Raw genomic sequence first — 26,273 nt, 5'->3', positions numbered from 1 at the left:
CCCCCGTTTCCCGTCCGGCACCCCGGGTATCCGCGCCCGGAAGGAAGGAGGCGCCCATGTCGTCCGCCGACACCCGCACCAAACCGGGCCCGGTCTGGCTCCGCCCGGCCGTCGCCGTGCTCGGGCTGCTCTACCTCGCGCTCGGGATCGCCGGGTGGCTGACGCCGGGAACGGCGACGGTCGGCCACGTGACGACCGGCCAGGTGATCGGGCTCTTCAGCGCGAGCGTCGTCCTCAACCTCGTCCACACCGTGGTCGGGGTGCTCGGGCTGCTCGCCGCGACCCGGCACGCCGGCGCGCTCATCTACTGCTGGGTCCTCTTCGTCGGTTTCCTGGGCATGACCGCCTACGGCGTGCTCGCCACGGCGTTCAGCACGCCGGAGGACCCGATCAACCTCAACTGGGCCGACAACTGGCTGCACGGGCTGACCGCGGTCGCGGGCCTGGTGCTCGGGATCGCCGCGGCCCGCGCGGGCCGCGCGGTTTCGGCCCGTGGCCGCCGGGTAGCCGGGGAAGAAACCGCGTGAAGGAGGTTCCCATGCACCGGGAAAGCGACCGGCATTCGCCGCGGGAGGACGACGAGCTGAAGGCGGAGCTGCGCGGAACGCGGCAGGGCAACGGCCCGTCCCGCGCCGAGGAGTGGCGGGACCCCGAGGGGCCGGCCGACGACGACCCGGACGTCCCGCCGATGGGCGGCGGCGCATGACGACCGGTGAAGCGACGGCGGTGGAACGGCCGGCCGTGGTCGTGCACTACCGCCTGCGTGCCGAGTTCGCCGTGCGGTTCCCCTGGCTGCGCCGCCTGCTGGGATCTCGCAGCGGCCTCGAGCTGGACGCCGACGGCCTGCGCGTCCGGCTCGGGCCGTGGCTCGTCTCGACCCCGCTGAGCAACGTCGCCGGCGCCGAGGTCAGCGGCCCGTTCAGCCCGCTTCGCGGTCTCGGCGTCCGGCTGTCGCTCGCCGACCGCGGCCTGACGTTCGGCACCACCACCGAAGGCGGCGTGTGCCTGCGGTTCCACGAACCGGTGCCCGGCATCGACCCGTGGGGCCTGCTCCGCCACCCGGGGCTGACGGTGACGGTGTCCGAACCGGAACTGGTCGCCGAGGCGATCAACCGGGTGGTGAAGGCGTGACCGCGTTGCGCATCCTGGCCGTGGCGGTGGACTGCCGGCAGCCGGACCTGCTGGCCGAGTTCTGGGAACAGGCGCTGGGTCGCGGGAAAGCCCGCAGCTGGACGGATTCCCACGGTCTGACGTACCGGCAACTGGACTTCGACGACGGGCCGGCGCTGCTGTTCCAGCCGGTACCCGAGGACAAGCGTTATGAACAAGTAACCGCCCCAAGACCTCTCACCGTCACATCTGCGGCGTAGCGAGGAGCCGTCCGACCCCCTGCCGCAGCGAGGGTCGAACGGCTCAACTCTGGTCATTCATGCTGGTCGCAGGTGGATCATTGCGGGGAAAGTTCCACAAGAAACCCGCTCCCCACCTTGGATTCCGCACATATCCCGGGCCATCTACTTGAAACCCCGGTGCGGTGACTTTCACGACAACATGAGGAAGCATGTCACCGCGACGGCTCAGGCCGCTTTGTTCGTGTCCCTCTACTGCACTGGCGCGCGTAACGCCGCGTATGCTTTGAGAGCGGAAGACGGCCGGAGATTTTGCCATCTTGGAGCAGATCAGGACCCAATGTGCCACGTTGGACGACGGGCATTACATGAGTGTCCTCGTTGGCAAGTTCTCGCTCGATACGTTTGCGAATACCAGATACAGACCGCTGCTTGTAACGTTGAAGGAACTTCCGCCGTCGGCGATTTGCCGCCCGTTCACTTAGCATCCAGATCGATGCGGCGGCAATTGGAACTGCCACTACCGCCGAACAAAATAGCGCCCAGCCGTCCATTATGTCGACGGTGGCCGTTGTCGGAGTGAATGACGGGCACCAGGCTCCACTTTAGGCATCTTCCCGGCATATAGTTCCATGGCTTCCGCAAGTGCGAATACTAGCTTGCTGCATTCCATGAGCTCCTCGGCCGAGGCGACGCCGGACTTGAGGCGATTAGATACAACGCTCAACTTGTCGCCAGCCTTGCCCATAAGCCCAGCTAGGCCAGCCTGTGAGTCACTCATTCGAGGTGTCTTTCTCCTCGATATCGGCGTGCTCGTGCAGAAGTTCCGACAGTTCTTTCAGCATATCGGCGTACTCGCGCTGCTTCTTTGCAGTCATCTTACCGAGCATCAATGCCTGCGCGATAGTTTCCGCATGACCACTTACCGCCCGGAGTGATTCAATGATCGCCTTGGTGTCTTCTCGCATCACTCGGACCCCTGTTGCCCTTCGGCCTTCTTGTCGTTATCTTCTTGCGTCATCTTTAGTAGGTTATTGAACAGTACGGCCTGTTCCGTATTTCCTTCATTCAAGGACTGAAGGGCCGCTGCGGCGGCCTGCAACTCCTGCTTAGTTGGCTTTCGATCAGTTCCCACGAGCTTTTAGAAATCCCTTCATTCAATTGCAGTCTTAAGTCGCATTGCCAGAACCTGCGCGCGGGCCGTAAAGCTCAGATGACTCAACATTTGGTCTTGCAAGAGACGATTATGGGCAAGATGACGAAGACTTGGAACTATTACATGGTGCACGTCAGCGCGAACAAGTTCCGCTACCAGGTCGTCGAAGGCTTCACGCGATCCGCAATTGAATTCGAAGAAGAAGCCAACAAAGCTTAAGCCGCAATTTTCAGCATATGCGATTAACTGCTTTTCCAGTTGTCGAACTTTGTCGTCCGGTACATCGCAAGGAACGCGCATGTAGCCGTAGGCGCGCGGCGCCGTCGCCGGGCGGTCGAGAACCGCCACTGACCCCGTGTCGCTCATGATTCACTCCGCTTAACTGTCCATCTTGACCAGCCATAACGGCCGGTTACGCCGAGATCAGCTTGACGTATACACTGATTTCATCGGAAGGTCGCGGACGGGCCACGGTGGTGCCATGCGCGGGCCACGGGACCAGGGCCAGGAGGAGTGCCGGCATGGGTGATGAGCAGGAACCACATCGCTCGCGCACTGTTCTTGAACTGCTGATCCGGGAACGGCGGCAGACGTTCGAGGAGTTCGCCGAGTTCGCGACGAACTTCGCAAGAGAGTGCGGCGAGCCTGGCACGCTCAGCGGCCGACATGTGAAGCGGCTCGCCTCTGGTCGCGGTGATGGCGGCAAACCTCTCGGGCGACCTCAGCAGGCCACCGTCAGGCTTCTTGAGCGCATCTTCGGCGTCAAGATTGAGGAACTGCTCGGCCCACCCCTGGAACGCCGCGAGTTCGCCAACGACGAACGCGAGTTCCGGGCTCTGCTTCGTACGTCAGCTCGGATCGACGGCACGGTACTCCAACTGTTACGCGATCAGTTGAACGCGACGCGCCGACTCGATCGGCAGTTGGGCGCGATCCTCGCGCACGACGAGGTGGTGACCAAGATCGGGCAGGTTGGCAGGCTGATGGGCCACAGCGTCATGCCGACTACCCGCGAGGAGCTGGCCGCGTTGCTCTCGGAACTTCGCACTCTCGCCGGATGGCAGGCTCTAGATCTGGGCAACGTCTCGCAGTCCTGGCAGCACTACGAGCAAGGCAAGTTGGCCGCCAAGGAACCGACGAACCCCGCTTTCGAGGCGCACACCAGCGCGGGCCAAGCGTTCGTGTTGCTGGACATCGGCGATTCAACGGCGGCGGTCGACTTGATGGCGTCCATCCGCCGGAGCGCGGAGAGGAAGACGGACCGACTGGTCCGCTCGTGGCTGGCCGCCGCACACGGCGAAACACTCGCCGCCGATGGACAGCGTTCGGCGAGCCTCCGCGCGTTCGACCACGCCACCGCCTTACTCCCGGATGACACGGCGCAGGACGGGCCGTATCTCGCGCTCGACTCCGTCCACCTTGACCGCTGGCGAGGCCACGCGCTCGCGAGAGTCGGCGAGCCGGAAGCGATCGACGTGCTCACTGACGCGCTTGACCGTCTCGATCCGACCTTCGTCCGCGCTGAGACGGCCCTGCGAGTCGACCTTGCCACGGCGTTCGCGGCGATACGCGAGCGTGATCAAGCCCACCTGCACATCGACCGTGCTCAAGCCCTCGCCGCCGACATCGGCTCGACGCGTCAGCAACGACGCCTCGAACGGCTTAAGGCTCGTGTCGAGTCGCGCTAGGCTCCGTGCGTGACTGAAGACGTTGGGTCCTGGAAGACCTTCGGTGAACGGACCGTCTATGACAACAAGTGGGTGCGCCTCGGCCTGACCGACGTGCAAGCGCCGAACGGTGAACGATGGGAATACCACGTCGTGCACCTGGCTCGCATCGCAATCGGCCTGATCATCGACGATCAGGATCGGGTGCTCATGCTGTGGCGCTACCGGTTCGCAACCGACCAGTGGGGCTACGAACTGCTTGGCGGGCTGGTCGAGGAAGGCGAGGAGCCTGCCGCGACGGCGGCTCGCGAGATCCGGGAGGAAAGCGGCTATCAGCCGGTCGGCGAGGTCGAACACCTGATCAGCTTCGAGCCGTTGCCAGGGCAAGTGACAGCGCTGACCGACGTCTATCTGTGGCGCGGCGCCGAGAAAGTGGGCGAGCCGACCGACACGGAAGAAGTCGGGCGTCTTGAGTGGGTTCCGCTCAGCCGGATTCCAGAATTGGCCCTACGTAAGGAAATTCTCGGCGCTGGCGCCCTGGTTCCCCTGCTCTACTACATCGCCTCACGCAACACCGGAAGCAGTTCCGGGCAAGATCAGCCCACCGAGACGGCGTAACTGTCGATCCGACTTGATCTGTGCTGCGAGCCGCCGCGCCTGTCGTGCGTGGTCCAGCGAAGCATCTCGGTCGCCTGCTGCCGCGTAGGCGAATGCCAGATCAACCAACATGCCTGTCCGGGCACGCATGAAGTCCGGCGGCAGGCGCGGCAACGCGGCGGTGAGTCGCTGGATCGCATCCGGCTCACCGAGTTTGCTCAGCGCGTTGCCGCGCCATCGGTCAAGGTGTGCCCCGCCCAGAAACAGAAACGGCAACGCCGGATCGACAGGGTCCGTGGGCAAAAGTTCGTCCGCTGTGTCGAACACCCTCAGCGCGTCGTCCCGCTGACCTGCCGCCGCCAGTCCTTCTCCAAGCGCTGCCGCCATCCACGCGCGCAGCAATGGCGGTGCCGTGCGTTCCGCAAGCGCACGCGCTTCAGCGAGTTGTCCAACGGCTGCCTGGACTTCGCCAAGATCAATCAAGATGAAAGCCTGTTGCGCGGTCGAATGCGCGAGCAGAATCGGTGACCCTGCTTCACGTGCGGCTGCCTTGGCTGTCTCGTGATGCTCCCATGCCTGTCGGATGGCGTTACGGTCCAGCGCTTCCCAACCGGCCAGCGCCGATGCTTCGGTGAGCACTGTGGCCAGCGCCTGACGTTGGCCGTTCGTCGTGCTGAACCCGAGCAAGCCTTGAAGCTGTTCGATGTTGCTGCGCAGCTGATCAAGCACCCCCATGCCACCGAACCGCCGGTCAACGTGTCGTGCCTGATCTACCTGTCGCTTGAAGATCTCGACGGTTTCGGCATCGACCGAACGAGCAAGCGCGAGCCGGGAGATCAGTTCGTCTGCTTCGTCGTTCGCCTCCTCCCCTGGGAAGCCCAGTTCCTCGTTCGTGCGGCCATAGACGTCACGAAAGAGACGGCGGTACGGCTGGCTGACCGCTTCGCGTCCGTTCTCCCACCGTGACAGCTTCGTCTTGAGACTCGTTGCCGACATGACAGGAACGGCGAGCGTCTCGGCGCGACGAAGAAGCATCCTGATGACGTCATCGGCCTTGTAGCCGAGCTGCCTGCGAACCGCCTGAAGCCTTGTTTCAGCCATGGGGCTCACCCTGGCAATAACCGCGCTGACCTGCACAGTTAATTGCAGTTAACGAGGCTGCGGTTAACCTCAGCCACCTGCGCAAAGGTGCCTCGCTGCCGTTTTCTTGAGGCATGAACGCAGAACGAAACCACCTGACGATCAGGCCGCAAGGACATTCGACACTGCCGAGCATCGGACGCCTATTGCCTGTCCGGCCGACTCAGGACGTCGGCAAGGTCGGCGCGCAGTGCAGCGAGTTGCTCGGTGATGTCGGAGAGCCGACGCTCAATGACGGCAAGTCGCGCCGACACGGCGTCTTCCATGTCCTCGCGCGGCTGGCCCAGAGCCGGCGGGATGCGCCCATGCAGCACGGCGAGCAGGTGTTGCGGATGCAGGCCGAGTGCCACCGCCAGCGCTTCAAGCGTCCGGTCGCTGCGCTTGCGCTCCACGGTGTGGTTCTGGATTTCGCGGACGATCGCCTGCGAGACCTGCGAGCGTTCGGCCAGCTCGCGTTGCTTCCATCCGAGCGCGTGTACGCGCTCGTTGATGGTCTTCGCGACCGCCGCCCAGTCTTCCGACACCCATTCCTCCGTGGTCCGCCTCAGCGCCGACATTAGCGCTTGACGGATTCCGCGGCGCCTAGATCGACACCGCGTCGCGCATTCGGACCATTCTCGCGCCTTCACGCGACTAAATCAGCTCTCTTTTTCAGCTCAAATCATCGTTCTTGACTCGAAAGGCCTCAACCCAATGACGAAGAAACTTCCTGACGCCGGTCGACCGGCGTTCTACTCACTGGCCGACGCCGCGTGGATTCTCGGCGTCGACCGCAACGAGATCCATCGCGCCATCCGGGTCGGCACGCTCCGCGCGGAGCGCCGCCGCTCCCGGCTCGTCATCCCCGCCGCCGAACTGCGCCGGGTGCTCGGCGGGGGTGCGCGATGACCGAACCCAACTACGAGGAGATGGCTGCCCAGCTCGATCGGTACGCCGACGTGCCGGACGACGTGCTGAACCGAGTGGTGACCGGGGACGGTCTGTGTTTCTGGGCATTCGACCGGGCCGACATGCCCGAACTGTCCGGCGAGGACTCGCCGGACCGGGAGTTGGCCGCCGGGATGTGCGCCGGGTGCCCGGTGATCGACGAGTGCCGCGAGCTGGAGTTGCGGACGGCCGGGCTGGACACGGTCGGGGTGTGGGGTGCGTTGCCGGACACCGATCGGCGTGCGCTGCACCCGGTGTGGCTGCGTCGCCGGGGTGGTGAGGCGCGATGACGGTCAACTTCACGCCGACACAGATCCTCGCCGGGGTCGGGGTGCTGCTGGCGCTGTTCATGGTGTGGCGCTACAGCGCCCGCAAGGCTCGCCGGGCTGCTGACACGGCGCGGGCGAGTTCGCGGGTGGTGTCGCTGGCCGGGCGGGTGCTGTTCACGGGCGCGGCGTTCACGGGCGTTCAGTGGCTGGTGATCACGCATGTGCACAACCCGACGTTGGTCCTGGTGGTCCTTGGAGTGCCGGACCTGATCGCGGCCTACGTCCTGACGCGTGCCCTGACGGTCACGTCCATGGACACCACCAGCACGCGTCGCCGGGGTGGTGGTCGCCGATGACCACGACCAACCAGAACGAGACGGCGACGATGGCGGGCCGGGCGCGGCGGCTGGCCGCCGACGCGGCCGAAGCGGCCGACGTCCGCCGCTGGCAGACCCACCCCGACGTGGTGGCGCTGCGGGTGGAACGGGTCCGGGCTCAAGTGGACCGGCTGTGCTGGTCCGGGATCGTCCTCGGGCTGGCATTCACCACGGCCAACGTGCAGTGGTTCGCCGCCGCCGGAGCCGCGTTCGGGTCGCTGCCCTGGCTCACGGCGTGGCTGCTGGACCCGACCGTGTGCCTGGTCCTGCTGGCCATCCTGCGAGCGGAGCAGATCACCGCCCGGTACCAGGTCCACACGGGAGCGTGGGTACGGGCCGCGAAGTGGCTCACGCTGGCCGCAACGTACGTGATGAACACCTGGTCATCGTGGGTTTCCGGCTCGCCGGCCGGAGTGGTCCTGCACTCGGTTCCGCCGCTGGTGGTGTTCGTCGCCGCCGAGGCGGTCACCGACTTGCGGGACAAGCTCACCGACGCGGTGACGGTGGCGTTCATGAACGCCACCGACCGGGCGAGCGTTGCTGAGTCGGCACCGGTTCAGCAACCGGCCGCCCCAGTCCACGAACCGAACACGGCGGCTCACGAACCGACCGAACAGGTACGGGAGCCGAGCGCGCCGGATCGTGAACCGGCGGCACCGGAACCGGCGGCATTGCGACCGGCTCGGCGGAAGCTGTTCGCCGACTACCTCACCGACGCCCGTACCGCGTGGACGCCCGGGGTGGAGATCACTCCGGCGTGGGTGCGGGAGACCACGGGGTGTTCCCGTGGTCTGTCCTCCCGGCTCGCCGCCACCTTGACCGCCGAGACCGGCAAGGGGGGTGCGAGCCGATGACCGAACCGAACGAGGAGAAGCACGAACACGCCGAGGTGGCCCGCGCTCACGGCCGGGACGTCGAACACGTCGGCCCGGTACTCGACGGTGAGTTGATCGACGACACGTTGCCCCAGCCGCGGAACCGCGCGGTTCCGCGCAGGGTGTCGGTGTGGCAGCGCGTTGCCGACGCGGCCGGGCGGATGTGGCGGTCCGGGCCGATGATCCGGGCGCGGTCGGTAGCCGCCTACCGGGCGCGGAAGATCCCGCAAGACGTGGTGCGGCTGGTGTGGTTCGTGCTGCGCGGGAACTGGCGGTGGCTGGTCAAGTTCTGGAACTGGGCCACCTACGCCGATCTTCGGGCCGACGCTCGCCGGGCGCGGCTGGCCGGGGACGCCGACGCGCGGCGTGCCGCGCAGGAGCTGATCCGGTCGGATGCCACGGCACGGTGGGCCAGGCTCGGGATCGTGGTCCGCCGGTTGGTGATCACGTTGCGGGTCGCGGCTCCGGTGGCGGCGGTGCTGTGGCTGGTGGACTCGGTGATGGATCGGGCGGACATGTGGCCGTGGCTGGCCGACGTCTACACGGGAGTGTCCGCCGTGTGGTCGGCGCTCACGGTGGTGGTGCCGCTGCTGCTGATCGTGGCACCGGTGACGTGGGCGATTGCAGCGGCGTTCGAGGGACGCGACCGCACCCCCGGTGCGGGCTGGCTGGTACGGCCGGACCGCGACGACGCCGATTCCTGGATTGACGAACGGATGATCTCCAAGGCGTTGGCGCATCTCGGTATCACGCCGTTGGACCGGTTCTACCGCGACGGCGGGGAACTAGTCTACACCGTGGCCGCGCGTAAGGACGGTGAGGGCACCTTTGCTCAGGTCCGGTTGCCGCTCGGCGTGACCGCCGACATGGTGGCCGCGCGTCGGTCGAAGCTGGCCGCGAACCTCGGGCGTGCGTCGCTGGAAACGTGGCCTACCAAGGGAGATGAGGACGGCATCCTCGACCTGTGGGTCGCCGACAAGGGCGTCCTGCGGGGCGGGGCCGGCCAATGGCCGTTGGTCCACGATGGACAGGTCGACGTATTCGAGGGTGTCCCGTTCGGACTGTCGCAACGCGGGTTGGTCATCAACGCGCCGTTGGTCGGGGTGAACTGGCTGATCGGTGGCCGCCCGGGGCAAGGGAAGTCGGCCGCGTTGCGGACGCTGCTGCTCGGTGCGGCACTGGACCCCACGGCCGAACTGTGGGTGTTCGTGATGGGCGAGTCACCCGACTTCGACCCGTTCCGGCCCCGGCTGTCGCGCTACCGGATGGGGATGGATGACAGCGTGGCCGAAGCGGCAACGCAAGCGTTGGCGGACTTGCTGACCGAAATGGAGCGACGCGGCAAGATCCTCGGAGAGCAGCCGGGCCGCCCGCCGAAGGTCTCGCGCAAACTCGCCGACAAGCGGGATCTTGGGTTGCACCCGTTGGTGTGCGGGATCGACGAGTGCCACGAGTTGTTCCAGCACCCCAAGTTCGGGAAGAAAGCCGCTGAGTTGGCCGTGCGGTTGATCAAGCGAGGACGTAAGTACGGCATCGTGCTGCTACTGGCCACCCAGTCGCCGACGAAGGACAGCATCCCGAGGGAGGTCACCCGCAACGTGTCCTGCGGTGTCGCGTTCTCGGTGGCCGATCAGGTGGCCAATGACGGGCTATTGGGGTCGGGCAAGTACGCGGCCGGTATCCGCGCGACCGAACTACGGATCAACACCGACCGGGGAACCTGCGTCGCGGTCGGCATCACGGACGAGACGTTCGAGCTGGTCCGGACGTTCTACGTGCCGTTCGAGGACGGGGCCGACGATGTGACCCCGGTCATCGGCCGCGCGGTGGCGCTGATTGAGGAGATGGGCCGGGCGGTCGAGTCCAGCGCGCGCCCGCAGCTCGAAGCGGCGGCACCGGTGGCCGTCGACCACCTGGCCGACGTCGCGGCGGTGTTGGACGGGGAGAGGCGCGTTCGGACTCAGGTCATCCTGACCCGGCTGGCCCGCCACGATCCCGGCGAGTACGGGGAGTGGACGTTCCGGGACCTGACAGCCGCACTCGCGCCGTACGGGGTCGCCCCGGTCAAGTCGGACGGAAAGAAGGTCATCCGCGCCGAGGACGTGGCCGCCGCACTCGCGCGCCACGACCGCGACGACGACGGCAACGGGGCCGACGACGCGGACGGGGACGGCAGGGACTCCGGCAGGGACCCGGCAGGGACTCAGGGACTTCTCCCTGACGGGTCCCTGACCGAAAGTCCCTGCCCTGACCAGCACAAACACGGCTCAGGGACCCCAGGGACCCACCGCCGGCCAAACCCCGAACCGGGCCGAAACCCGGGTGACGCGGGGACCGGGGAAGGTCCCTCCCTGCCTCCCCGCCGACCGGGCGAGAGCACGCGGGGAGGTGATGACTCTGGCAGGTCCTGAGAGCCCCGCTGAGGCGGCGAGTCCGCCCCGGCGGACTCATCACCCACCCGCGCCGACCCGCGCCGTTGACGACCCACTCACGCTAGGACGAGCAGCACGCATCGTGCGGGCCGCGTTGGCCCGCCAGAACGGACGCCCCCGTGCTCACCACCCACCCGAGGCAGCGACAACCACAGAACGGCCCTGAACACGAGAGAGCCCCGGCAACCACGGTTGCCGGGGCTCTCCGCGTCGCGGGCCACGTCAGTCGTCAGTGTGCGTGTCGGCACGCGGGGTGTCTGGCGCGGTCAAGGTGTACGGCGTCCCGTCAGCGCCTGCGGGCACGAGTCCACCCGACTTCGGCAGGGCCACCAACGGGACCCCGTACCCGGAGTCATTGACCATCCAGCCCACCACTCTTTCCCCTGCCCACCTTTCCCCCTCGACCGACCATCCCGGATGCGCCGGGATGAAATGAACCCCCAGATTGCACTCCGTCAGCGCGACGAAATTCTCTGCCTTCTCTGCCGCTACCAAACGGCTCGAACGGCCATCTACAACCATTCCTTCGCCTGCGGGCGAGAAACACTCGACCGGAAGTCGCCAGGAACGTCGTGTTCCGTCCCGCTCTTCCTGGAACTCAGCAAGCCAGCCTGTCGGCGAAACATCGAACGCATACATGGGAGCAGTCTGCCACGGATGGGGCTCGACACCCGACACGATCACCCCGGCGGACAGCCCTGATAGCCGACGATGCGGTGCCCTTGCCCGTGTTGCTGTGCCAGGGTCAGCATGCCGATCTGCGGGCCGGGATTCACATGCGGAGTATCGTCAGTCAGCCCGCTGAAATCCAAGTGGCATGCGTCCACCGACAGGGTGCCGTCCGGATTGGACTGGGCCGCCTGCCCCGGTAAATACAGGTTGTTCACGTAGTCCGCCGCTGCGGTGACCTTGCTCGCCATGACGCGGATAGCGGTCGGGCAGTCCGGGGCTTGCCAGGCGTCGGCGAACTGGCGTTGCGCGGCAGGTGCGAACACGAAACACGCGTCGGCGACCGCGTCCGGCGTCGCGTGGGCGATCCGTTCCGCCAGAAAGTCGACCATGCTCGCCGGGCTCCGAGGCAAGATCCGGGCCACCGCTTCATCGTGGGCCTGATTCAGTTCCTGTTGCGTCTGGCGTGCCTGCCAGGCGGAATCCACCGTCAGCATCACCCATCCCGCCGCGACCATCACCACACCCAGCGCCAGTGCCCCGAGCGTCTGCCAGCGCCGCACCCGTAGCCGCAACATCACCAGCGCGGCCACCCCGGCGCCGGTCACCGCGACCCCCGCCAGCAGCACCCACCACCACGGGTCCACATACGTCAGCAGCCACACCCCGACCACCAGCAGCGGCACCGTCAGCCGCCACGCCGGCGGCATCCGACGGGCCAGCACCAGCACGGCCACGAGACCACCGGCCCCGCCGAACAGCCACGGCCACATTTCCCAGCCGGACAGCCACCACGCCACCAGCGCGAGAATCCCCGCACCGATCAGCGCGGGTGTTCGTACGGCTCGTTCAATCGCCGCGCGTCGCCACTTCCGGGCTTGGTCCCGGGCCACTGCTTGCTCACCAGCAGCGGCCAAACGGTCCAGGAACGATCCGCCACCCATACCACAAGGATGCGCCTTCACCTGCGACAACGCCACCGAATCGAACCCCTGATCGACTACGCACATGCGTGGCGGGATGGCCAGCCCGCCATGCGCCGGGTGCCCCGTCGCGTTGCATGTGGGAGCACGTGAAGGGAGTTCGCATGCTCGGAGACCGTGCGTCAGGCATCACTACCCTACGTGCCAAAGCTACGAAAAACGGAGTACGTGCAGCCTTCATTTACGAAACAGATCAACGAGACAATATTTGTCAGCAATGCCGCATGGGATCTGCCACACGAACGGCGCGCATCCAATTGGGCTAGCTCAATATTGGAAGATCACCTCAAAAGAGCAGCGGGCGACTGTAACGCGTAGTCTGAATGGCCGCATTTCAGGTGACCGCATAACCGGTCTTCCAAAACCAGCAAAGGTGATCCAAATCACATCGGATGGTCAGTGGCTTGTTCTGTCCCGATCACGCTACTAGATTTCTACAGCGGGGAGGGCGTTTCTGCGTCTCCTTCCCCGCCACAACAAAAGAATGGGGATTCGTAGTGAGACAAAGGTTCGGCAAGCTGCGAATGGGGATTTTTGTCCCAGCCGCCGTCGCGGTGGCCGGGTTGGCGTTGGCAGGTTCAGCATCCGCTGCACCCAAAGCTCCCAGGACTGTTCCCGGGACTTACTGCAATACGTGGATCGATGGCGAGTGGGGTCACGGAAAGTGTACCAACAACTCCGGTCGAACGGTTGCGATGGATCTGCATGTTGAATGCAACGCAGTCTGGGACCCGAACGTTGACCGGTCTGCTCAGATCGTGAACGGGTCTACCATCGAAATGCAAGGACAGTGCTGGTCTTCCGTCGACTGGGTTACGGCGAACACGAGGTGACTACTTTGACGGGTGCAAAAGAGGCCGGCAGATTCATTCGGCGACACTCGGGTAGCCTGGCCGTGTTGGTGTGCATTCTGGGTGCCACACTGTTGGGCGCAATAGGCGTTGCGAACGCCACGTCCCGCCCGATCAGCCCGAAGACCAGCTCCGTAACCTGCGACAGCTGGATCGAGAATACATATGGCAAGGCGTCCTGTTGGGGCGGCCTTTACGGTGGCTCTGCGCGAATCCAGGTAGTTTGTAGCGCATGGTGGGATCCGAATGTCACTGGAGACTGGATCTACATCGGGCCGGGCCGTCGGGCAGGTTCCGCTGACGGGCTGATCGGACACTGTTTGTCACCCGTGGAATCTGTGACAACCGAGACGAAGTAGCCCAATAGTTCGGATTGCCTAGGGTTGGCCCTGGGGCCCCAGGGCCAACCCTTAGGGGACTTGTCAGGGTAGCAACAGACAGTTATCACATGCTAGGATACGTGTATGAATTTCGAGCCGTCCACTCCTGAAGAGGAGTTAAAGCTGTATGAAGCCCTCAAACACGGTGCGCGGTTTGAAATCGAGGTGAAGGTTGCTGCGATCGCGATCGACGAGGATGCGATCAAACGAAAAGCTATAGAAAAGATCGAAGCTTCTTCGTTTGAAAGCCCAGATGCCAAAAATCGGATCATCGACCAAATTCAGTCGGACACGGCGGAAGCAATCGGAGTTCTAATTTCCATCGACAAAATCGTTGATGCCGAAGAACTAGTTTGCCGCTCGTCATCATACAAGGTTCGGATATTGTCAAGCCCTAGCGATCGCTAGCCTACCAGGCAAGGAATCAGGAAATTCTAATGTCACAGAAATCTCGCAGTGACAACGAGGATGTTCTGGTGGCTAAAGATCTCGCGTTTAGCTACTCGAAACGAGCTAGTCGCGCTGCTCTTCGCAACTGCAGCTTCTCGCTCCAGCGTGGATCAATCACCGGCTTGGTCGGCGCTAACGGTGCAGGAAAATCTACTCTGATCAAGATCCTTGCAACCATCCTGCGTCCCGATGCCGGCCAAGTGGCCGTAGACGGCTTGGATTTGCATGACGCAGCCAGTCGTCGCGTGGGGCGCAAGGTCTCGCTGGTAGCGCAAGAACGTCCCCTGTATCGCCATCTGTCCGTTGGCGAAATGCTGCGCGTTGCCAAAGCTTTGAACTTCCACTGGCATCCGGTACGAGCCAACGCATGGCTGGAGCGTTTCAACATTCCGCTTGATCGGAAATGCGGGCAACTCTCAGGTGGCCAACAGGCGCAAGTCTCGCTGGCGTTAGCTGTCGCGACAGCCCCTGCTGTTCTCTTGCTCGACGAGCCGGTCGCGAGTCTGGACCCAATTGCACGTAGCGAAGTCACTTCACAACTTGTGGCTGAATCCGAGGAACACGGCACGACGATCTTGGTGTCCAGTCATGTCGTTTCGGAGCTTGCGAACCTCGTAAGTGACTTGATCGTCCTGAAGTCCGGCGAACTGGTTCTACAGGGCAACGCCGATGATATTTGCAACTCACATGCTCGACTGATGACGTCAACGCCAAAAGTCGATACCACCTCGATCCATCAGATTTACCATTTCGAGCGAGATAACACGTCGATCGTCAGAGTGGCCGATGATAGCGTTATGAAGCAGATGTTGAACGAAAGTAGCGCGCGCTCCGTTAGCCTGGAAGAGATAGTTTTAGCCTACCTCTCTTCAAAGGATCCAGGAGTACGAGAAGGATCAAACCCACTGGCCGGTGTGAAGTGAGCAAGCTGAAGCCCCTGGAAATCAGTTGGCAACTGTGGCGGTCGAGCCGACTCGTTACCGTATTTCTGATCGCCACCTGGGCCGCCCTTCAGGCATTTGCACTGATGGCGTCGACTGACATTGCACGTCAGGCAGATGCTTGCGCGAGCCCGGCGCCCGGACAGTGCTCCTCTCCGACCGCCGCCGAGAGTCTTTCTTCAAATATTGATTCAGCCAACTGGATACTGATCGGCCAGATGGTAGTCCCGGTCCTCGTGGGCGTATTTTGGGGCGCACCGCTCGTGGCGCGCGAATACGAAAGCCATACATACCTGTTTGCTTGGACGCAAGACGTCAGCCCCTTGCGCTGGACCACTCAACGCCTTGGCGTATTGGCGTTCTTTTCGATTTGTCTCGCGGTAGTATCAGGGCTGAGCTCAAGTGCTCTTGCCGAAGGTATTCACAAGGCAACGACAAAGTCGATGTTCACTCCGTCGCTATTCGAGTCCGCTGTCGGCGTTCAAATAGCATACTACCTTCTTGCTTTATTTCTTGGCTTCGCGGCAGGTTCTTATATTCGACGCGTGGTTCCTGCCATCGGTGCGGCGCTATTTGCTTTCCTTGTCTTTCGCGTCGCGCTCGTCATTATGCGCCTTAAATGGCTTCCGGCATCGACGCAGGTAACACCTTTTACTGTCAACGGCGAGTATGCGAAAGTTTCCCTTCCTGGCGACAATTCGATCCAGCTTGATGTTCACTACGCGAATTCGACTGGCACGCCCGTGCAATTTCCGAACCTGGAATGTCGAGACGCCCCCTCGGCCCCCGAATGGGAACAGTGCATCCGCAGTCATGGTGTCGAGAAGCTAGTGACAAGCTACCAGCCGGGAAGCCACGTTCTGCCTGTCCAAATTATTGAGATAGCTGCGTGTAGCATTCTCGCTGCGTTCGTCGCTCTGCTCGCCTTCCGGCGCGTACGCCAAGCTGTCGCGGTGAACTGAAGCCCAAGCTTTGCTTTCTCACGCCAGGCATTGGAACCCGTCGGGGACTGCGATATTGGCTCGACTGCTCCCAGACGGGGAAGCGGAGGGAAAGCCACGGCCACATTTCCACCCCGATAGCCACCACGCCACCCAGCGCCAGCACCACCGCACCAATCAGGAACGGCCACCGCACCGCGCGTTCAATCGCCGCCCGGCGCTGATTCCGGGCCTGATCACGCGCCGCCGCCCTGTCCCCCGCTGCGGCCAACAAGTCGAGAAACGATCCTCCGCCCATACCCCCCGGCGTGCACCCTCACCTGCGACAACGACACCGCACTGAACACATACAAACGGCGGGGGCATCAGCCCTTACAGGCCGACGCCCCCGCCGCTGTGTGACGCGCGCAGATTCAGCGATACCTACACTGCTTGCCAGGAAATTTCCACTCGGTTCTCATCAAAAGCCATCAGACCCGGGCGCGCCCGTTTCACCGTCGCTGCTCGGATGAACATGCGCAGAAATTCGCGTTGCTCATCCAACGTCATGTCCGGCCACGCCGCCCGTGCCTGCGCAATATCGATACCGACCCGGGGCGGCGGCAGTTCCGCCAACTCGGCGCGAAGACTGCTCTCATTCTCCGCGATACCCTGACGCGCGTTCTCCCACTCGGTGTCTTTCAGCCCGCCGGGTCGCGCCCACATCCGGGCCAATTCGCCGCGCTGACGGTCCAACTCCTCCAAATCGGACTCGATCTTTGCTCGGCGGTCCGCATGCGCATCAGTCGCCACGGCGTTGAGAAACTCCGGCTTGTCCAGTTCTTCCCACAACTTACTTATCACGTGCTTCTCGAATTCCAAACCTAGGATTCCGACGCATCCGCCTGCGGGCTCGCCATTGGGTCGGCACTTCTTCGGATGACACAAGTAGTACGGCTTCGGCTCACGACCGCGAAGCTGTTTCATCGACGCGATCAACGGTGCTTCGCACACACCACAAACCGCCACCCCGCCCGTCAGCAAATAACGACGTCCCGTGGAGTTCCCGCGATGCGCGTTATTGATCGGGTACTCGCGACCATCTTTGCGTACGACACGGCGAGGCTCCGACAACTTCGTTTTACAGGCCTTCCAGGTCCGTTCGTCCAAGATTGGTTCCCAGTTGCCACGCCCGACAATGCGCCCCTGATGCACCCTTTTTCCTGCCACCGTGGGCATGGTGACCATTTTGCGCACCGACTGCGGCCGCAACTTCCCACCATAGGCACCACGCAACCCGCGCGCATTCAACTCCACAGCAATATTCGCCAGCGACCATCCGGAGAGAATCCATTCCGCAGCTTGCCGGATCACTTCCGCTTCCTTTTCATCAATCGCATAGGTTTTGACTTTCTTGCCGTCCGCGCCCGTGACTACGGCGTGCCGGTAGCCGAACGCGTGGCTGCCGGGCGGCACGCCGTTAGCGGCGTTCTCGGCAAGCCTGTCATTCAGTCGCTTTTTCAGCTTCCGGACTTCATCGGCATTCAAGACCGCTTTGATTCCGGCGACGGCGTCGCGGACGCGCACCACACCGTCCCGGTTGGTGTCGAGTTCGTCCACGCCTGCGGCTTCCATCTCGGCGGCGAGCCGGAACCACTCGACTTCGCGGCGCTCAAGACGCGACTGCTCCACCGCCCACACGTGGGCCACCTTGCCCGCGTTCAACCACTCCCGGAACCGCTCGAACTGCGGCCGGTTGTCCCCGTTGGCCGCCGAGATACCCGCGTCGGCGAACACCTCGACCGGCAGGCCGGGCCACTTGTTCGCGGCGTACTCACGGCCCCAGCGTTCTTGCAGGTCAACGCCCTCATACGACCCGTCCGGCCGGGGGCTCAGCCTGCATACAATGGCAACGTACCTGGTCATAGGCTTGATCGTGCGCCGGTTGCGCCTCTATGACAACTGCAGGAGGAAAAGACCGTCAAGAACCGGCTGCACCTCGACCTGGCCCCGGCGTCCGGTGACCAGCGCGCGGAGGTCGAACGGCTCGTGACGCTGGGTGCGAAGGTCCTCGACGACCCGCCCGACGACCCGTGGATCGTGCTCGCGGACCCCGAGGGCAACGAGTTCTGCGTCCTCCCGCCCCGGTGAGTCAGGCCTGGCCCTCGGGCAGGCGCACGGCATCACCCGCGTAGGCGGCGAGCCGTTCGTCGAAGCCGTCCGATGCCCCCGGACTCCGGAAGTCCGGCGGATCCGGCTGCCCGGGATAGCTGGCGCCGTAGAGACCACGCACGAACGCCAACACCGCTTCCGGCGCCGCCAACACGTCTTCGCCGAGGTAGGCGAGCACGACCACGTCGTCGCCGGCCGCCGACTCGACCGCGGCGGCCCAGCCGTCGCGCTCGTCCCACAGCAGCGCCGTTTCGTGATCCGGGAACCGGTCGAGCCGCCGCTCCAGCGCGAGGTACGCCGTGGCCGGCGCGTCCACCTCGCAGAACCACGCGGGCGCGTCCAGCGCGGCCGCGACGGCCAAGAAGTACTTTCTCAGCCCGCGCGCCGCGGCGCCGAGTCCGTCCCGTTCGATCATCACGCGCCTGCCCCATCCGGTCGGTACCCCAGCCGGGTGATACCCCACCGTTCACCCGGTCAATCCTGGCGTTCGCCCAGGTGGCGCAGCACGTCAAGAACATCTTTATCACTCGTCTGGCGGAAATCGGCGTACCACTGACCGACGGCGCGAAAGTCCGGCGGCTCGGCGACGCAGACAACATCGTCGGCTTCGTGCAGTAGTCCCGCCGTGGCACCCGGAGCGCCGACCGGTGCCGCCAACACGACGGTCCGCGGGTTCCCGGTTCGCACGTCACGCAGGGCCGCCGTAGCGGTGACGCCGGTCGCGAGGCCGTCGTCGACGAGGATGACGTCGCGGTCCGCGAGAACCGGCGCCGGCCGGCCGTCCCGGTAGCGCTCGAGCCGGCGGCGCGCCTCCGCGCGTTCCCGCTCCGCCGCCGGGGCCATCCGGGCCTCGGTGAGCTTCAGCCCGCGCAGGATGGTTTCGTCGTAGATCACGGGGCCGTCCGGGGTCACCGCGCCGACGCCGAACTCCCGCCGCCCGGGCGCGCCGATCTTGCGGGCGACCGCGACGTCCAGCTCGGCGCCGAGCCTGCGGGCGACCACGGCCGCCACCGGCACCCCGCCGCGGGCGAGGCCGAGCACGAGCGGGTCGACCCAGGTGCGGCGGTTCAGCTCTTCGGCGAGCCGCCGTCCGCCGTCCTCACGATCGGCGAAGACCCGTTGACCGGCCATGTCCGCTGCCTCCCCGTCACTCCCCGCCCAGGGACGACCCCTGTGCCGGGACGAACGGTGCCTCCTCCGGCTCCCAGCGGTGCAACGGGGTGATCGCGGTGGTCTCGTCGCAGTGCACGAACGCGTCGTAGCGGGCCGCGGGAACGGTCGGGACGTACCCGCCGCCGCGGTGGACGACGCCGATCGCGCGATGCCCCCGCGGTTCCTGCGCCCAGCGGACGTCGTCGCCGAAGACGTGCAGGCTGTCTTCGCCACCCACGGCGTCGTGCAGGAGGCCTTCGAGGCTGTCCGGGCGTGCCTCCTCGACGGTCATCCGGCGGGCCGACCCGCCCCACCGGCCCGCGGCGATCACGGATCCGCGGAAGGTGCCGAACCCGACGGCGACGACGCCGTCGGCCGCGTGCCGTTTCCGCGTCAGCTGTCCGAGGTTGACCATGCCGGCCGTGGCCAAGTCGGTCGCGCGGGCGTCCCCGACGTGCGCGTTGTGCGCCCACACCACGGCTTTCGAGTGCGGACCGTAGGCGTGCAGCAGCCGGTCGAGCGTGTCGGCCAGGTGGGTGTCGCGGGCGTTCCAGGCCCGCGCGCCGCCGCGCAGCAGCTCGCGGTAGTAGCGCTCGGCACCGGCGGCGACCTCGGCGTGCTGCTCGGTGGCGAACGCCGGAGCGAGGCCCGGCACGCTCTCGACACGCGCCGCCGAGCGCATCGCGGTCAGCAGGCGGACGACCTCTTCGCGGCAGTCCTCCGGGACCAGTCCGCCGGAACCGTCTTCGCCGTACGGCTCGAAGCACTGGAAGGCCCGCAGTGCCGCGTCGATCTGATCGGGCGCGTGCTCGCGGAGGTAGTCCAGGACGCCGCGCAGGGAGTCCCAGAGGCGGTAGACGTCGAGGCCGTGGAAGCCGCACGGCATCCCGTCACCGGTGGCGTTGAACGAACGCAGCCAGCGGGCGAACTCGGCGACCTCCTCGTTGGCCCACCGCCAGGTCGGCCACCGGCGGAACCCCCACAGCGCCTGGCCGGGGTCGTTCGGCGCGCCGGGCGCCCCGGCGACGCAGGAATGCACCCGGTGGCACTCCGGCCAGTCCCCTTCGACGGCCACGAACGAAAAGTCCCGCTCGGCCAGCAGCCGCTGGGTCAGTTCGGCCCGCCAGCGGGAGAACTCGGCGGTCCCGTGGGTCGCCTCGCCGAGCAGCACGATCCGGGCCCGGCCGATCCGGCGCACGAGCGGGTCGAGGTCCTGCGGGCTGCGCAGCGTCGTGGCTGCTTCGCGGATCGCCTTCGCGTCGTCGAGCAGGGTTCCGGACATGCTTCGCGGCTTCCCGTTCCGGCGGACCGCGAAACCCTCAGGGGCGCCAGCCGTCCTGCCAGTCCGGGTGCGCCTCGTACACCGAGGCGACGAGCTTGACGGACACGTCGTCGTGGGCGTCCCGGATCTCGCGGCGGAGGAACTCCGCCTTTTCGGCGAACGGCACCGGGTGCCGGTCCTCCATCGCCTCGACCGGGCCGCCGGCGAGGAGGAGCCCGTCGCCGTCGTCGGCGTACATGATCCGCAGCCTGCCGCGCCGCTCGGCCTCGTCGAGCAGCGGCAGCTCGCCGGCGCGGACCCGCTCTTCGTCCTCCGCGAGCCGCGCGAGCACGAACTCGTCGAGCTTCGCGGCCGGGGTGTCGTCGAGATTCGTCATGAGCGGGGGTTACCGCGCGAATTCCTGTCCGAAACCTGTCCACAAAAGGACTGGACCAATCTGGTGAATTCTCCACAATGGGAAGCATCGCCCTTCAACGCGGAAGGTGACCGATGCCCATCCTGGTTCCCCTGCTGACCCTGGTCCTGGCGGCCACCCCCACGCCGCTTCCGTCCCCGGCACCCGCCGCACCGCTCGCGGCGATCTGCGACAAGTACTGCGACGCAAGGGATCCCGCCCTCTCCCCTGGCGACCGCGAAGGCGCTTCGGCGAGCGTGAGCGGACGCCGGATCTCCCTGCACCTCGACGACGGCGACGACATGGGCTGGGCGGCGGTCACCGGCGGCGCGCCGGGCGACCACGTCTGGCTGGACCGCTCGTTCGACGCCGGGCGCACGTGGGCGTCGGGCAGCAAGCTGGGCGACACGGCGACCCCGTCGGGCGCGACCGGCTGGCGGACCCTGATGTACAACGTGGACGACTGGGCGAACAAGGGTGTCGGCCTGCTGCGCGCCTGCGGGCAGCCCACGGGTTCGGGCACCATCGCCTGCACCGGCTGGGCCCGCCCGACGTGGAACGCGTGGGACCGGCGTACCGCGGCCGCGACCGCGCTGATGGAGCGCTACAACCTCGGCACCGGCCTCTTCGACACGACCGGCTGGTGGAACTCGGCCAACGCCCTGACGGCGATCATCGACAACGTCCGGGTCAGCGGCATGGCCAGCTACCGCTACGCGATCGACACGACGTACACGAAGAATCTCGCGGCCCAGGGCGGCCAGTTCCGCAACGACTACCTCGACGACACCGGCTGGTGGGGCCTCGTGTGGGTGGACGCGTACGACCTGACGGGCGACAGCCGCTACCTGAGCACGGCGCGCGCCGACGCCGACCACATGTACGCCTACTGGGACGGCGTCTGCGGCGGCGGGGTGTGGTGGAGCACGAGCCGCACCTACAAGAACGCCATCCCGAACTCGCTGTACATCCAGCTGAACGCGGCCCTGCACAACCGGATCGCGGGCGACACGGCGTACCTGGCGCGGGCGCGGGCGGGCTGGACCTGGTTCGCGGGCAGCGGCATGATCAACGGCTCGAACCTGGTCAACGACGGCCTGACCACGTCGACGTGCGCCAACAACGGCCAGGCGGTCTGGACGTACAACCAGGGCGTGCCGCTGGCGGCGCTGACCGAGCTGAACCGCGCGACGGGTGACGCGAGCCTGCTCACGAAGGCCCGCGCGATGGCGAACGCGTCGACGACCAACGGATCCCTGAACCCGGGCGGCATCCTGCGCGACCCGGGCGAGACGGCCGGAGGCGGCGGCGCCGACGGTCCGACGTTCAAGGGCGTGTACGTCCGCGACCTGGCGGCGCTGAACGCGGCGCTTTCAGACCACCCGTACCCGGGCTACCTGCAGCGCCAGGCGAACTCGGCGTACGCGAACGACCGGAACAGCGCAGACGCGTACGGACTGCTGTGGGCAGGCCCGTTCGACCAGGCCGACGCCGCCCGGCAGCAGACGGCCCTCGACCTGATGAACGCGGCACCCTGACGCGTGATCCGAGCCGTGACTGGCGTGCTCGAACCCGGATCTCGCGTGATTGAAGCCGGAACTCGTGAGTTCCGGCTTCAATCACGCGGGTCACGGCGTCAATCACGCGAGTTACGTGTCAGAGCGTCTTCTCCAGGCGGCTCGCGAGCAGCTTGATGAACCGGGCCGGGTCGCCCAGCTCGCCACCTTCGGCCAGCAGGGCCATCCCGTAGAGCAGCTCCGCCGTCTCGGCCAGGCCTTCGTCCTCCGGGCGGGCCGTGTGCGCCTCGCGCAGGCCCGTCACCAGGGCGTGGTCCGGGTTCAGTTCCAGGATCCGCTTGATCGGCGGCAGCTCCTGCCCCATCGCGCGGTACATCTTCTCGAGCGTCGGCGTCAGGTCGTGGGTGTCCCCGACGATGCACGCCGGCGACGTCGTCAGGCGCGACGAGAGCCGGACCTCCTTGACCGAGTCGCCCAGGGCGCCGCCCATCCAGGTCAGCAGGCCTTCGAAGTCCTTGTTCTGCTGCTCGCGCGCGACCTCGGTGGCCTTCTTGTCGTCGTCCGACTCGAGGTCGACCTGGCCCTTGGCGATCGACTGGAACTGCTTGCCGTCGAAGCCCGGCACGGCGTCGACCCACATCTCGTCGATCGGGTCGGTCAGGACCAGCACCTCGTAGCCCTTCGCCCGGAACGCCTCCATGTGCGGCGAGTTCTCGATCGCGGAGCGCGACTCGCCGGTCATGAAGTAGATGTGCTCCTGGCCTTCCTTCATCCGCGAGACGTAGTCGCGCAGCGAAGTCGGCTTCTCCGCGTCGTGCGTCGACGCGAACGACGAGATCTCGAGGATGGCCTCGCGGTTCTCGAAGTCGTCGAGCAGGCCCTCCTTGACCGCGCGGCCGAACTCGCGCCAGAACGTCGCGTACTTCTCGGCGTCGGCGGTCATCATCGTCTTGACCGTCGAGAGGACCTTCTTCACCAGGCGACGGCGGATCAGCTGGATCTGCCGGTCCTGCTGCAGGATCTCCCGCGAAACGTTCAGCGAGAGGTCCTGCGCGTCGACGACGCCCTTGACGAACCGCAGGTACTCGGGCACCAGCGACTCGCAGTCGTCCATGATGAAGACACGCTTCACGTACAGCTGGACACCGCGCTTGCGCTCCCGCAGGAACAGGTCCATCGGCGCCCGCGACGGCAGGAACAGCAGCGCCTGGTACTCGAACGTCCCCTCGGCCTGCAGCCGGATGGTCTCCAGGGGGTCCTGCCAGTCGTGGCTGACGTGCTTGTAGAACTCGTGGTACTCGGCCTCGGTGACTTCGCTCGACGAGCGCGCCCACAGCGCCTTCATCGAGTTGACGGTCTCGGCCTCCGCGCCTTCGCCGTCGCCCTTCATCCGGATCGGCCAGGTGATGAAGTCGGAGTACTTCTTCACGATCTCCCGGATCTTCGCCGGGGACGTGTAGTCGTAGAGGTGGTCCTCGGCGTCTTCGGGCTTGAGGTGCAGGGTGACCGCGGTGCCCTGGGGCGCGTCTTCGACCGGCTCGATCGTGTACGTGCCTTCGCCGGACGACTCCCAGCGGACACCTTCGGTGGTGCCGGCCTTGCGCGTCACCAGCGTGACCTTGTCCGCGACCATGAAGCTCGCGTAGAACCCGACGCCGAACTGGCCGATGAGGTCCTGCGACGCCGCCGCGTCCTTGGCTTCCTTCAGCTTGGTGAGGAAGTCGGCGGTGCCGGACTTGGCGATGGTGCCGATCAGCGCGACCACCTCGTCGCGGGTCATGCCGATGCCGTTGTCCCGCACCGTCAGGGTCCGCTCGGCCGGGTCCGTCTCGAGCGTGATGTGCAGGTCGGAGGTGTCCGCGCCGAGGTCCTTGTCGCGGTACGACTCCAGCCGCAGCTTGTCGAGCGCGTCGGACGCGTTGGACACGAGCTCCCGCAGGAACGTGTCCTTGTTCGAATAGATCGAATGGATCATCAGCTGGAGCAGCTGACGAGCTTCCGACTGGAACTCCAGCGTCTCGATCGGGGTGGTCACTTCCGGTCCTTTCGGGGTCTCGGCCGACGGTGCGCCGATCCTACCGAGGCGGTCCGACGATCCGGGCCGCGCACTTTATGAACGCAATGTAGGAGGTGCCGCGGCGTGGGGTGATGCTGGCCACACTCCGCTGCCGATCAAGGAGGATCGAGTGCCCGGACCCCTGCCCCGGTGGGCGGCCGCCATCGCCGCGGCCTGTGCCCTGACCACCGCGTTCGCCGCTCCCGCCGCCGCTTCGACGGTCGTCGACCACCCCGTCCGCACCACCGGCTGCGGGCGCGCCGCGCCCGTGCCGTCCGGGGTGACGACCACCCGGCACGTCGTCTCCGGCGGCCTCGACCGGGAGTACACCGTCCACCTGCCGGCGCACTACGACCCGCGCCGGGCCCACCCGCTCGTCCTGTCGTTCCACGGGCACAAGCGCACGTCGCAGTACCAGGAGGAGCTGTCCGGCTTCTCGGCGCTCGACGCGATCTCGGTCTACCCGCAGGGCCTGGTCGGCACCGACGGCGAGACCGCCTGGACCGGCGCGCCGTACTCCGCGTCCGCCGACGACGTCCTGTTCACCAGCGACCTGCTGAACTCGCTGCAGCGCGAGCTGTGCGTCGCCGGCGACCGGATCTTCGCGGCCGGCAAGTCCAACGGCGGCGGGTTCGTCGGCGTGCTGGCGTGCCGCCTGGCCGGCCGGATCGCGGCGTTCGCCCCGGTGTCGGGCGCCTTCTACCCCCAGGGTGGCGCGTGCGACCCGAGCCGGCCGGCGCCGATCCTCGACTTCCACGGCACCGCCGACACGACCATCCCCTACTCCGGCAACCCGGCGAAGGGCCTGCCGGCGATCCCGGACTGGCTGGCGGCATGGTCCACAAGGGACGGTTGCTTCCCGAAGCCCGTCTCGTGGACGCCGGTTTCCGGGGTGGTCGCGCAGAAGTGGCTCGGCTGCGACCGGTGGAGCACCGTGGAGCACTACCGCGTCGAGGGTGCCGGGCACGTCTGGCCGAGCACGAAGCCGAACAACGACTCGGCGACCCCGACGGTCATCGACGCGACGCCGGTCATCTGGCGGTTCTTCCGCGCGCATCCGCTGCGGTGAAACACGATTGACGCCCGTCACGCCCCTCGGCGACGATGAACCGCACCAGGCAGCAGCCGCCCGCCGGACCCGCCGACGGGCGGCTTTTGCCGTCATCGAAAGGGGTTCACCATGCGCGTCCTGGTGCTCAACGCCGGCTACGAGCCGCTGCAGACCGTGTCCGTCCCGCACGCCATCCGGATGCTGGTGCGGCACGTCGCCGAGATCCACGAGGCCGAAGACGGTCTCGCGTACGGGCTGTTCCCGCGCCCGAAGATCGTGCGGTTGCTCAGGTACGTCGTGATGAAGTGGCGATATACGCAGCCGCCGCGCTGGTCCCGCCGCGGGGTGCTGACCCGCGACGGCCACCGCTGCGCGTACTGCGGCCGCCGCGCGACGACGATCGACCACGTGACGCCGCTGAGCCGCGGGGGTGCGCGGACGTCGTGGCTCAACACGGTCGCGGCGTGCGGAGGCACGTCCCGCAGCTGCAACGCGCGGAAGGCGGACAAGCTGCCGGCCGAGGCCGGGATGACGCTGCGGTTCACGCCGTACGTGCCGACGTGGGACCAGCTGCACGCGCTCAGCGCTTGAGGTCGCGGTCTGCCCGCCCGGGTGGCGGGTGGGCAGGCCGAGTCCAGGGTTCGCGGGAGCCGTCCGGCCCCGGCA

29 protein-coding genes and 1 pseudogene are annotated in these 26,273 nt (G+C 66.1%); 18 read left to right on the top strand and 12 right to left on the bottom strand.

Going from position 1 to position 26,273, the window contains the following annotated elements:
* The first annotated feature begins 56 nt into the window (after positions 1–56).
* From OG738_RS32070 to OG738_RS32055, 4 genes are read left to right on the top strand one after another with little or no spacing between them, the layout of a single operon-like run.
* Complete coding sequence (locus tag OG738_RS32070) at positions 57–527, top strand: DUF4383 domain-containing protein (protein WP_329046565.1); 471 nt, start codon at positions 57–59, stop codon at positions 525–527.
* A gap of 11 nt (positions 528–538) precedes the next feature.
* Positions 539–706, top strand: a complete 168-nt coding sequence (locus tag OG738_RS32065) for a hypothetical protein (RefSeq protein ID WP_329046563.1) — start codon at positions 539–541, stop codon at positions 704–706.
* The gene (locus OG738_RS32060; RefSeq protein ID WP_329046562.1) at positions 703–1,131 is read left to right on the top strand and encodes a hypothetical protein; all 429 of its coding nucleotides are present in this window, start codon (positions 703–705) and stop codon (positions 1,129–1,131) included. Before OG738_RS32065 ends, OG738_RS32060 begins: the two co-directional genes overlap by 4 nt.
* Entirely contained in the window at positions 1,128–1,370 is a 243-nt protein-coding gene (locus OG738_RS32055; protein ID WP_329046561.1) for a VOC family protein, read from the top strand. Before OG738_RS32060 ends, OG738_RS32055 begins: the two co-directional genes overlap by 4 nt.
* A gap of 752 nt (positions 1,371–2,122) precedes the next feature.
* On the opposite strand, the gene OG738_RS32050 is transcribed toward OG738_RS32055, so the two are convergent.
* Entirely contained in the window at positions 2,123–2,317 is a 195-nt protein-coding gene (locus OG738_RS32050; protein WP_329046560.1) for a hypothetical protein, read from the bottom strand.
* 185 nt (positions 2,318–2,502) lie between these two features.
* Positions 2,503–2,871 (bottom strand): hypothetical protein, encoded by a 369-nt coding sequence (locus OG738_RS32045; RefSeq protein ID WP_329046559.1) that lies wholly within the window; start codon positions 2,869–2,871, stop codon positions 2,503–2,505.
* Between the two features lie 155 nt (positions 2,872–3,026).
* Between OG738_RS32045 and OG738_RS32040 the strand changes: the two genes are divergently transcribed.
* Complete coding sequence (locus tag OG738_RS32040; protein WP_329046558.1) at positions 3,027–4,193, top strand: hypothetical protein; 1,167 nt, start codon at positions 3,027–3,029, stop codon at positions 4,191–4,193.
* Positions 4,194–4,202: 9 nt separating this feature from the next.
* Positions 4,203–4,790: an NUDIX hydrolase gene (locus tag OG738_RS32035; protein ID WP_329046556.1), complete on the top strand. Its 588-nt coding sequence runs from the start codon at positions 4,203–4,205 to the stop codon at positions 4,788–4,790.
* Here OG738_RS32035 and OG738_RS32030 read toward each other — a convergent pair.
* The gene (locus OG738_RS32030; protein WP_329046554.1) at positions 4,737–5,870 is read right to left on the bottom strand and encodes a tetratricopeptide repeat protein; all 1,134 of its coding nucleotides are present in this window, start codon (positions 5,868–5,870) and stop codon (positions 4,737–4,739) included. The two genes, OG738_RS32035 and OG738_RS32030, sit on opposite strands and share 54 nt — an antisense overlap.
* A 182-nt stretch (positions 5,871–6,052) precedes the next feature.
* Positions 6,053–6,433 carry a helix-turn-helix domain-containing protein gene (locus OG738_RS32025; RefSeq protein WP_329046553.1) on the bottom strand — a complete coding sequence of 127 codons (381 nt, stop codon included), beginning with the start codon at positions 6,431–6,433 and terminating at the stop codon, positions 6,053–6,055.
* A gap of 169 nt (positions 6,434–6,602) precedes the next feature.
* Here OG738_RS32025 and OG738_RS32020 point away from each other — a divergent pair, with 169 nt between their 5' ends.
* From OG738_RS32020 to OG738_RS32000, 5 genes are read left to right on the top strand one after another with little or no spacing between them, the layout of a single operon-like run.
* Entirely contained in the window at positions 6,603–6,797 is a 195-nt protein-coding gene (locus tag OG738_RS32020; protein ID WP_329046551.1) for a helix-turn-helix domain-containing protein, read from the top strand.
* Entirely contained in the window at positions 6,794–7,126 is a 333-nt protein-coding gene (locus OG738_RS32015) for a WhiB family transcriptional regulator (RefSeq protein WP_329046549.1), read from the top strand. Before OG738_RS32020 ends, OG738_RS32015 begins: the two co-directional genes overlap by 4 nt.
* Positions 7,123–7,461: a hypothetical protein gene (locus OG738_RS32010; protein WP_329046547.1), complete on the top strand. Its 339-nt coding sequence runs from the start codon at positions 7,123–7,125 to the stop codon at positions 7,459–7,461. The genes OG738_RS32015 and OG738_RS32010 overlap by 4 nt, the downstream gene beginning before the upstream one ends.
* Entirely contained in the window at positions 7,458–8,336 is an 879-nt protein-coding gene (locus OG738_RS32005; RefSeq protein ID WP_329046545.1) for a hypothetical protein, read from the top strand. The genes OG738_RS32010 and OG738_RS32005 overlap by 4 nt, the downstream gene beginning before the upstream one ends.
* Positions 8,333–10,768, top strand: a complete 2,436-nt coding sequence (locus OG738_RS32000; protein WP_329046544.1) for an FtsK/SpoIIIE domain-containing protein — start codon at positions 8,333–8,335, stop codon at positions 10,766–10,768. The genes OG738_RS32005 and OG738_RS32000 overlap by 4 nt, the downstream gene beginning before the upstream one ends.
* A 243-nt stretch (positions 10,769–11,011) precedes the next feature.
* On the opposite strand, the gene OG738_RS31995 is transcribed toward OG738_RS32000, so the two are convergent.
* Entirely contained in the window at positions 11,012–11,428 is a 417-nt protein-coding gene (locus OG738_RS31995) for a hypothetical protein (protein ID WP_329046542.1), read from the bottom strand.
* 41 nt (positions 11,429–11,469) lie between these two features.
* Positions 11,470–12,468: a hypothetical protein gene (locus OG738_RS31990; protein WP_329046540.1), complete on the bottom strand. Its 999-nt coding sequence runs from the start codon at positions 12,466–12,468 to the stop codon at positions 11,470–11,472.
* Between the two features lie 1,288 nt (positions 12,469–13,756).
* Here OG738_RS31990 and OG738_RS31985 point away from each other — a divergent pair.
* The 3 genes from OG738_RS31985 to OG738_RS31975 all read left to right on the top strand — a co-directional run bounded on the left by OG738_RS31985 (position 13,757) and on the right by OG738_RS31975 (position 16,025).
* Positions 13,757–14,080 carry a hypothetical protein gene (locus OG738_RS31985; RefSeq protein WP_329046538.1) on the top strand — a complete coding sequence of 108 codons (324 nt, stop codon included), beginning with the start codon at positions 13,757–13,759 and terminating at the stop codon, positions 14,078–14,080.
* A gap of 68 nt (positions 14,081–14,148) precedes the next feature.
* The gene (locus OG738_RS31980) at positions 14,149–15,045 is read left to right on the top strand and encodes an ABC transporter ATP-binding protein (protein ID WP_329046536.1); all 897 of its coding nucleotides are present in this window, start codon (positions 14,149–14,151) and stop codon (positions 15,043–15,045) included.
* Positions 15,042–16,025 carry a hypothetical protein gene (locus OG738_RS31975; protein ID WP_329046532.1) on the top strand — a complete coding sequence of 328 codons (984 nt, stop codon included), beginning with the start codon at positions 15,042–15,044 and terminating at the stop codon, positions 16,023–16,025. The genes OG738_RS31980 and OG738_RS31975 overlap by 4 nt, the downstream gene beginning before the upstream one ends.
* Before the next feature lie 402 nt (positions 16,026–16,427).
* Here the strand turns inward: OG738_RS31975 and OG738_RS31970 are convergent, their stop codons facing one another.
* Entirely contained in the window at positions 16,428–17,909 is a 1,482-nt protein-coding gene (locus OG738_RS31970; protein WP_329046530.1) for a recombinase family protein, read from the bottom strand.
* Between the two features lie 45 nt (positions 17,910–17,954).
* Here OG738_RS31970 and OG738_RS31965 point away from each other — a divergent pair.
* Positions 17,955–18,134 (top strand): annotated as a pseudogene (locus OG738_RS31965) (VOC family protein); the annotation flags it as partial.
* A 1-nt stretch (position 18,135) separates the two neighbouring features.
* Here the strand turns inward: OG738_RS31965 and OG738_RS31960 are convergent.
* The 4 genes from OG738_RS31960 to OG738_RS31945 are packed head-to-tail and all read right to left on the bottom strand — an operon-like array spanning position 18,136 to position 20,965.
* Positions 18,136–18,570: a DUF6292 family protein gene (locus OG738_RS31960; protein ID WP_329046528.1), complete on the bottom strand. Its 435-nt coding sequence runs from the start codon at positions 18,568–18,570 to the stop codon at positions 18,136–18,138.
* Positions 18,571–18,629: 59 nt separating this feature from the next.
* A complete protein-coding gene (locus OG738_RS31955; RefSeq protein ID WP_329046526.1) occupies positions 18,630–19,286 on the bottom strand; it encodes a phosphoribosyltransferase in 657 nt (218 codons plus the stop codon).
* A gap of 16 nt (positions 19,287–19,302) precedes the next feature.
* Positions 19,303–20,589 (bottom strand): erythromycin esterase family protein, encoded by a 1,287-nt coding sequence (locus OG738_RS31950; protein ID WP_329046524.1) that lies wholly within the window; start codon positions 20,587–20,589, stop codon positions 19,303–19,305.
* Positions 20,590–20,626: 37 nt separating this feature from the next.
* Positions 20,627–20,965, bottom strand: a complete 339-nt coding sequence (locus OG738_RS31945; RefSeq protein WP_329046522.1) for a hypothetical protein — start codon at positions 20,963–20,965, stop codon at positions 20,627–20,629.
* A gap of 113 nt (positions 20,966–21,078) precedes the next feature.
* Here OG738_RS31945 and OG738_RS31940 point away from each other — a divergent pair, with 113 nt between their 5' ends.
* Positions 21,079–22,521 (top strand): glycoside hydrolase family 76 protein, encoded by a 1,443-nt coding sequence (locus OG738_RS31940; protein WP_329046520.1) that lies wholly within the window; start codon positions 21,079–21,081, stop codon positions 22,519–22,521.
* A gap of 118 nt (positions 22,522–22,639) precedes the next feature.
* On the opposite strand, the gene htpG is transcribed toward OG738_RS31940, so the two are convergent.
* Positions 22,640–24,535 carry a molecular chaperone HtpG gene (gene htpG / locus OG738_RS31935; protein WP_329046519.1) on the bottom strand — a complete coding sequence of 632 codons (1,896 nt, stop codon included), beginning with the start codon at positions 24,533–24,535 and terminating at the stop codon, positions 22,640–22,642.
* A 151-nt stretch (positions 24,536–24,686) separates the two neighbouring features.
* Here htpG and OG738_RS31930 point away from each other — a divergent pair, with 151 nt between their 5' ends.
* Both OG738_RS31930 and OG738_RS31925 read left to right on the top strand, forming a co-directional pair.
* Positions 24,687–25,625, top strand: a complete 939-nt coding sequence (locus OG738_RS31930) for an alpha/beta hydrolase family esterase (RefSeq protein WP_329046517.1) — start codon at positions 24,687–24,689, stop codon at positions 25,623–25,625.
* 111 nt (positions 25,626–25,736) lie between these two features.
* Positions 25,737–26,198, top strand: coding sequence for an HNH endonuclease (locus OG738_RS31925; protein WP_329046515.1), 462 nt, complete (start codon positions 25,737–25,739; stop codon positions 26,196–26,198).
* Positions 26,199–26,273: the final 75 nt, after the last annotated feature.

The sequence above is a fragment of the Amycolatopsis sp. NBC_01488 genome, assembly GCF_036227105.1.
GTDB lineage: Bacteria > Actinomycetota > Actinomycetes > Mycobacteriales > Pseudonocardiaceae > Amycolatopsis.
This window is presented reverse-complemented; position numbering and strand designations above follow the sequence as displayed.

Coding starts and splice junctions, on each gene's coding strand:
- OG738_RS32015 (WP_329046549.1), top strand. CDS start 6,794: ATGACCGAACCCAACTACGAGGAGATGGCTGCCCAGCTCGATCGGTAC.
- OG738_RS31955 (WP_329046526.1), bottom strand. CDS start 19,286: ATGGCCGGTCAACGGGTCTTCGCCGATCGTGAGGACGGCGGACGGCGG.
- OG738_RS32030 (WP_329046554.1), bottom strand. CDS start 5,870: ATGGCTGAAACAAGGCTTCAGGCGGTTCGCAGGCAGCTCGGCTACAAG.
- OG738_RS31945 (WP_329046522.1), bottom strand. CDS start 20,965: ATGACGAATCTCGACGACACCCCGGCCGCGAAGCTCGACGAGTTCGTG.
- OG738_RS31990 (WP_329046540.1), bottom strand. CDS start 12,468: ATGTGCGTAGTCGATCAGGGGTTCGATTCGGTGGCGTTGTCGCAGGTG.
- OG738_RS31995 (WP_329046542.1), bottom strand. CDS start 11,428: ATGTATGCGTTCGATGTTTCGCCGACAGGCTGGCTTGCTGAGTTCCAG.
- OG738_RS31985 (WP_329046538.1), top strand. CDS start 13,757: ATGAATTTCGAGCCGTCCACTCCTGAAGAGGAGTTAAAGCTGTATGAA.
- OG738_RS32040 (WP_329046558.1), top strand. CDS start 3,027: ATGGGTGATGAGCAGGAACCACATCGCTCGCGCACTGTTCTTGAACTG.
- OG738_RS32045 (WP_329046559.1), bottom strand. CDS start 2,871: ATGAGCGACACGGGGTCAGTGGCGGTTCTCGACCGCCCGGCGACGGCG.
- OG738_RS32000 (WP_329046544.1), top strand. CDS start 8,333: ATGACCGAACCGAACGAGGAGAAGCACGAACACGCCGAGGTGGCCCGC.
- OG738_RS32010 (WP_329046547.1), top strand. CDS start 7,123: ATGACGGTCAACTTCACGCCGACACAGATCCTCGCCGGGGTCGGGGTG.
- OG738_RS32005 (WP_329046545.1), top strand. CDS start 7,458: ATGACCACGACCAACCAGAACGAGACGGCGACGATGGCGGGCCGGGCG.
- OG738_RS31950 (WP_329046524.1), bottom strand. CDS start 20,589: ATGTCCGGAACCCTGCTCGACGACGCGAAGGCGATCCGCGAAGCAGCC.
- OG738_RS32070 (WP_329046565.1), top strand. CDS start 57: ATGTCGTCCGCCGACACCCGCACCAAACCGGGCCCGGTCTGGCTCCGC.
- OG738_RS32020 (WP_329046551.1), top strand. CDS start 6,603: ATGACGAAGAAACTTCCTGACGCCGGTCGACCGGCGTTCTACTCACTG.
- OG738_RS31960 (WP_329046528.1), bottom strand. CDS start 18,570: ATGATCGAACGGGACGGACTCGGCGCCGCGGCGCGCGGGCTGAGAAAG.
- OG738_RS32050 (WP_329046560.1), bottom strand. CDS start 2,317: ATGCGAGAAGACACCAAGGCGATCATTGAATCACTCCGGGCGGTAAGT.
- OG738_RS32065 (WP_329046563.1), top strand. CDS start 539: ATGCACCGGGAAAGCGACCGGCATTCGCCGCGGGAGGACGACGAGCTG.
- OG738_RS31970 (WP_329046530.1), bottom strand. CDS start 17,909: ATGACCAGGTACGTTGCCATTGTATGCAGGCTGAGCCCCCGGCCGGAC.
- OG738_RS31940 (WP_329046520.1), top strand. CDS start 21,079: ATGCCCATCCTGGTTCCCCTGCTGACCCTGGTCCTGGCGGCCACCCCC.
- OG738_RS31925 (WP_329046515.1), top strand. CDS start 25,737: ATGCGCGTCCTGGTGCTCAACGCCGGCTACGAGCCGCTGCAGACCGTG.
- OG738_RS32060 (WP_329046562.1), top strand. CDS start 703: ATGACGACCGGTGAAGCGACGGCGGTGGAACGGCCGGCCGTGGTCGTG.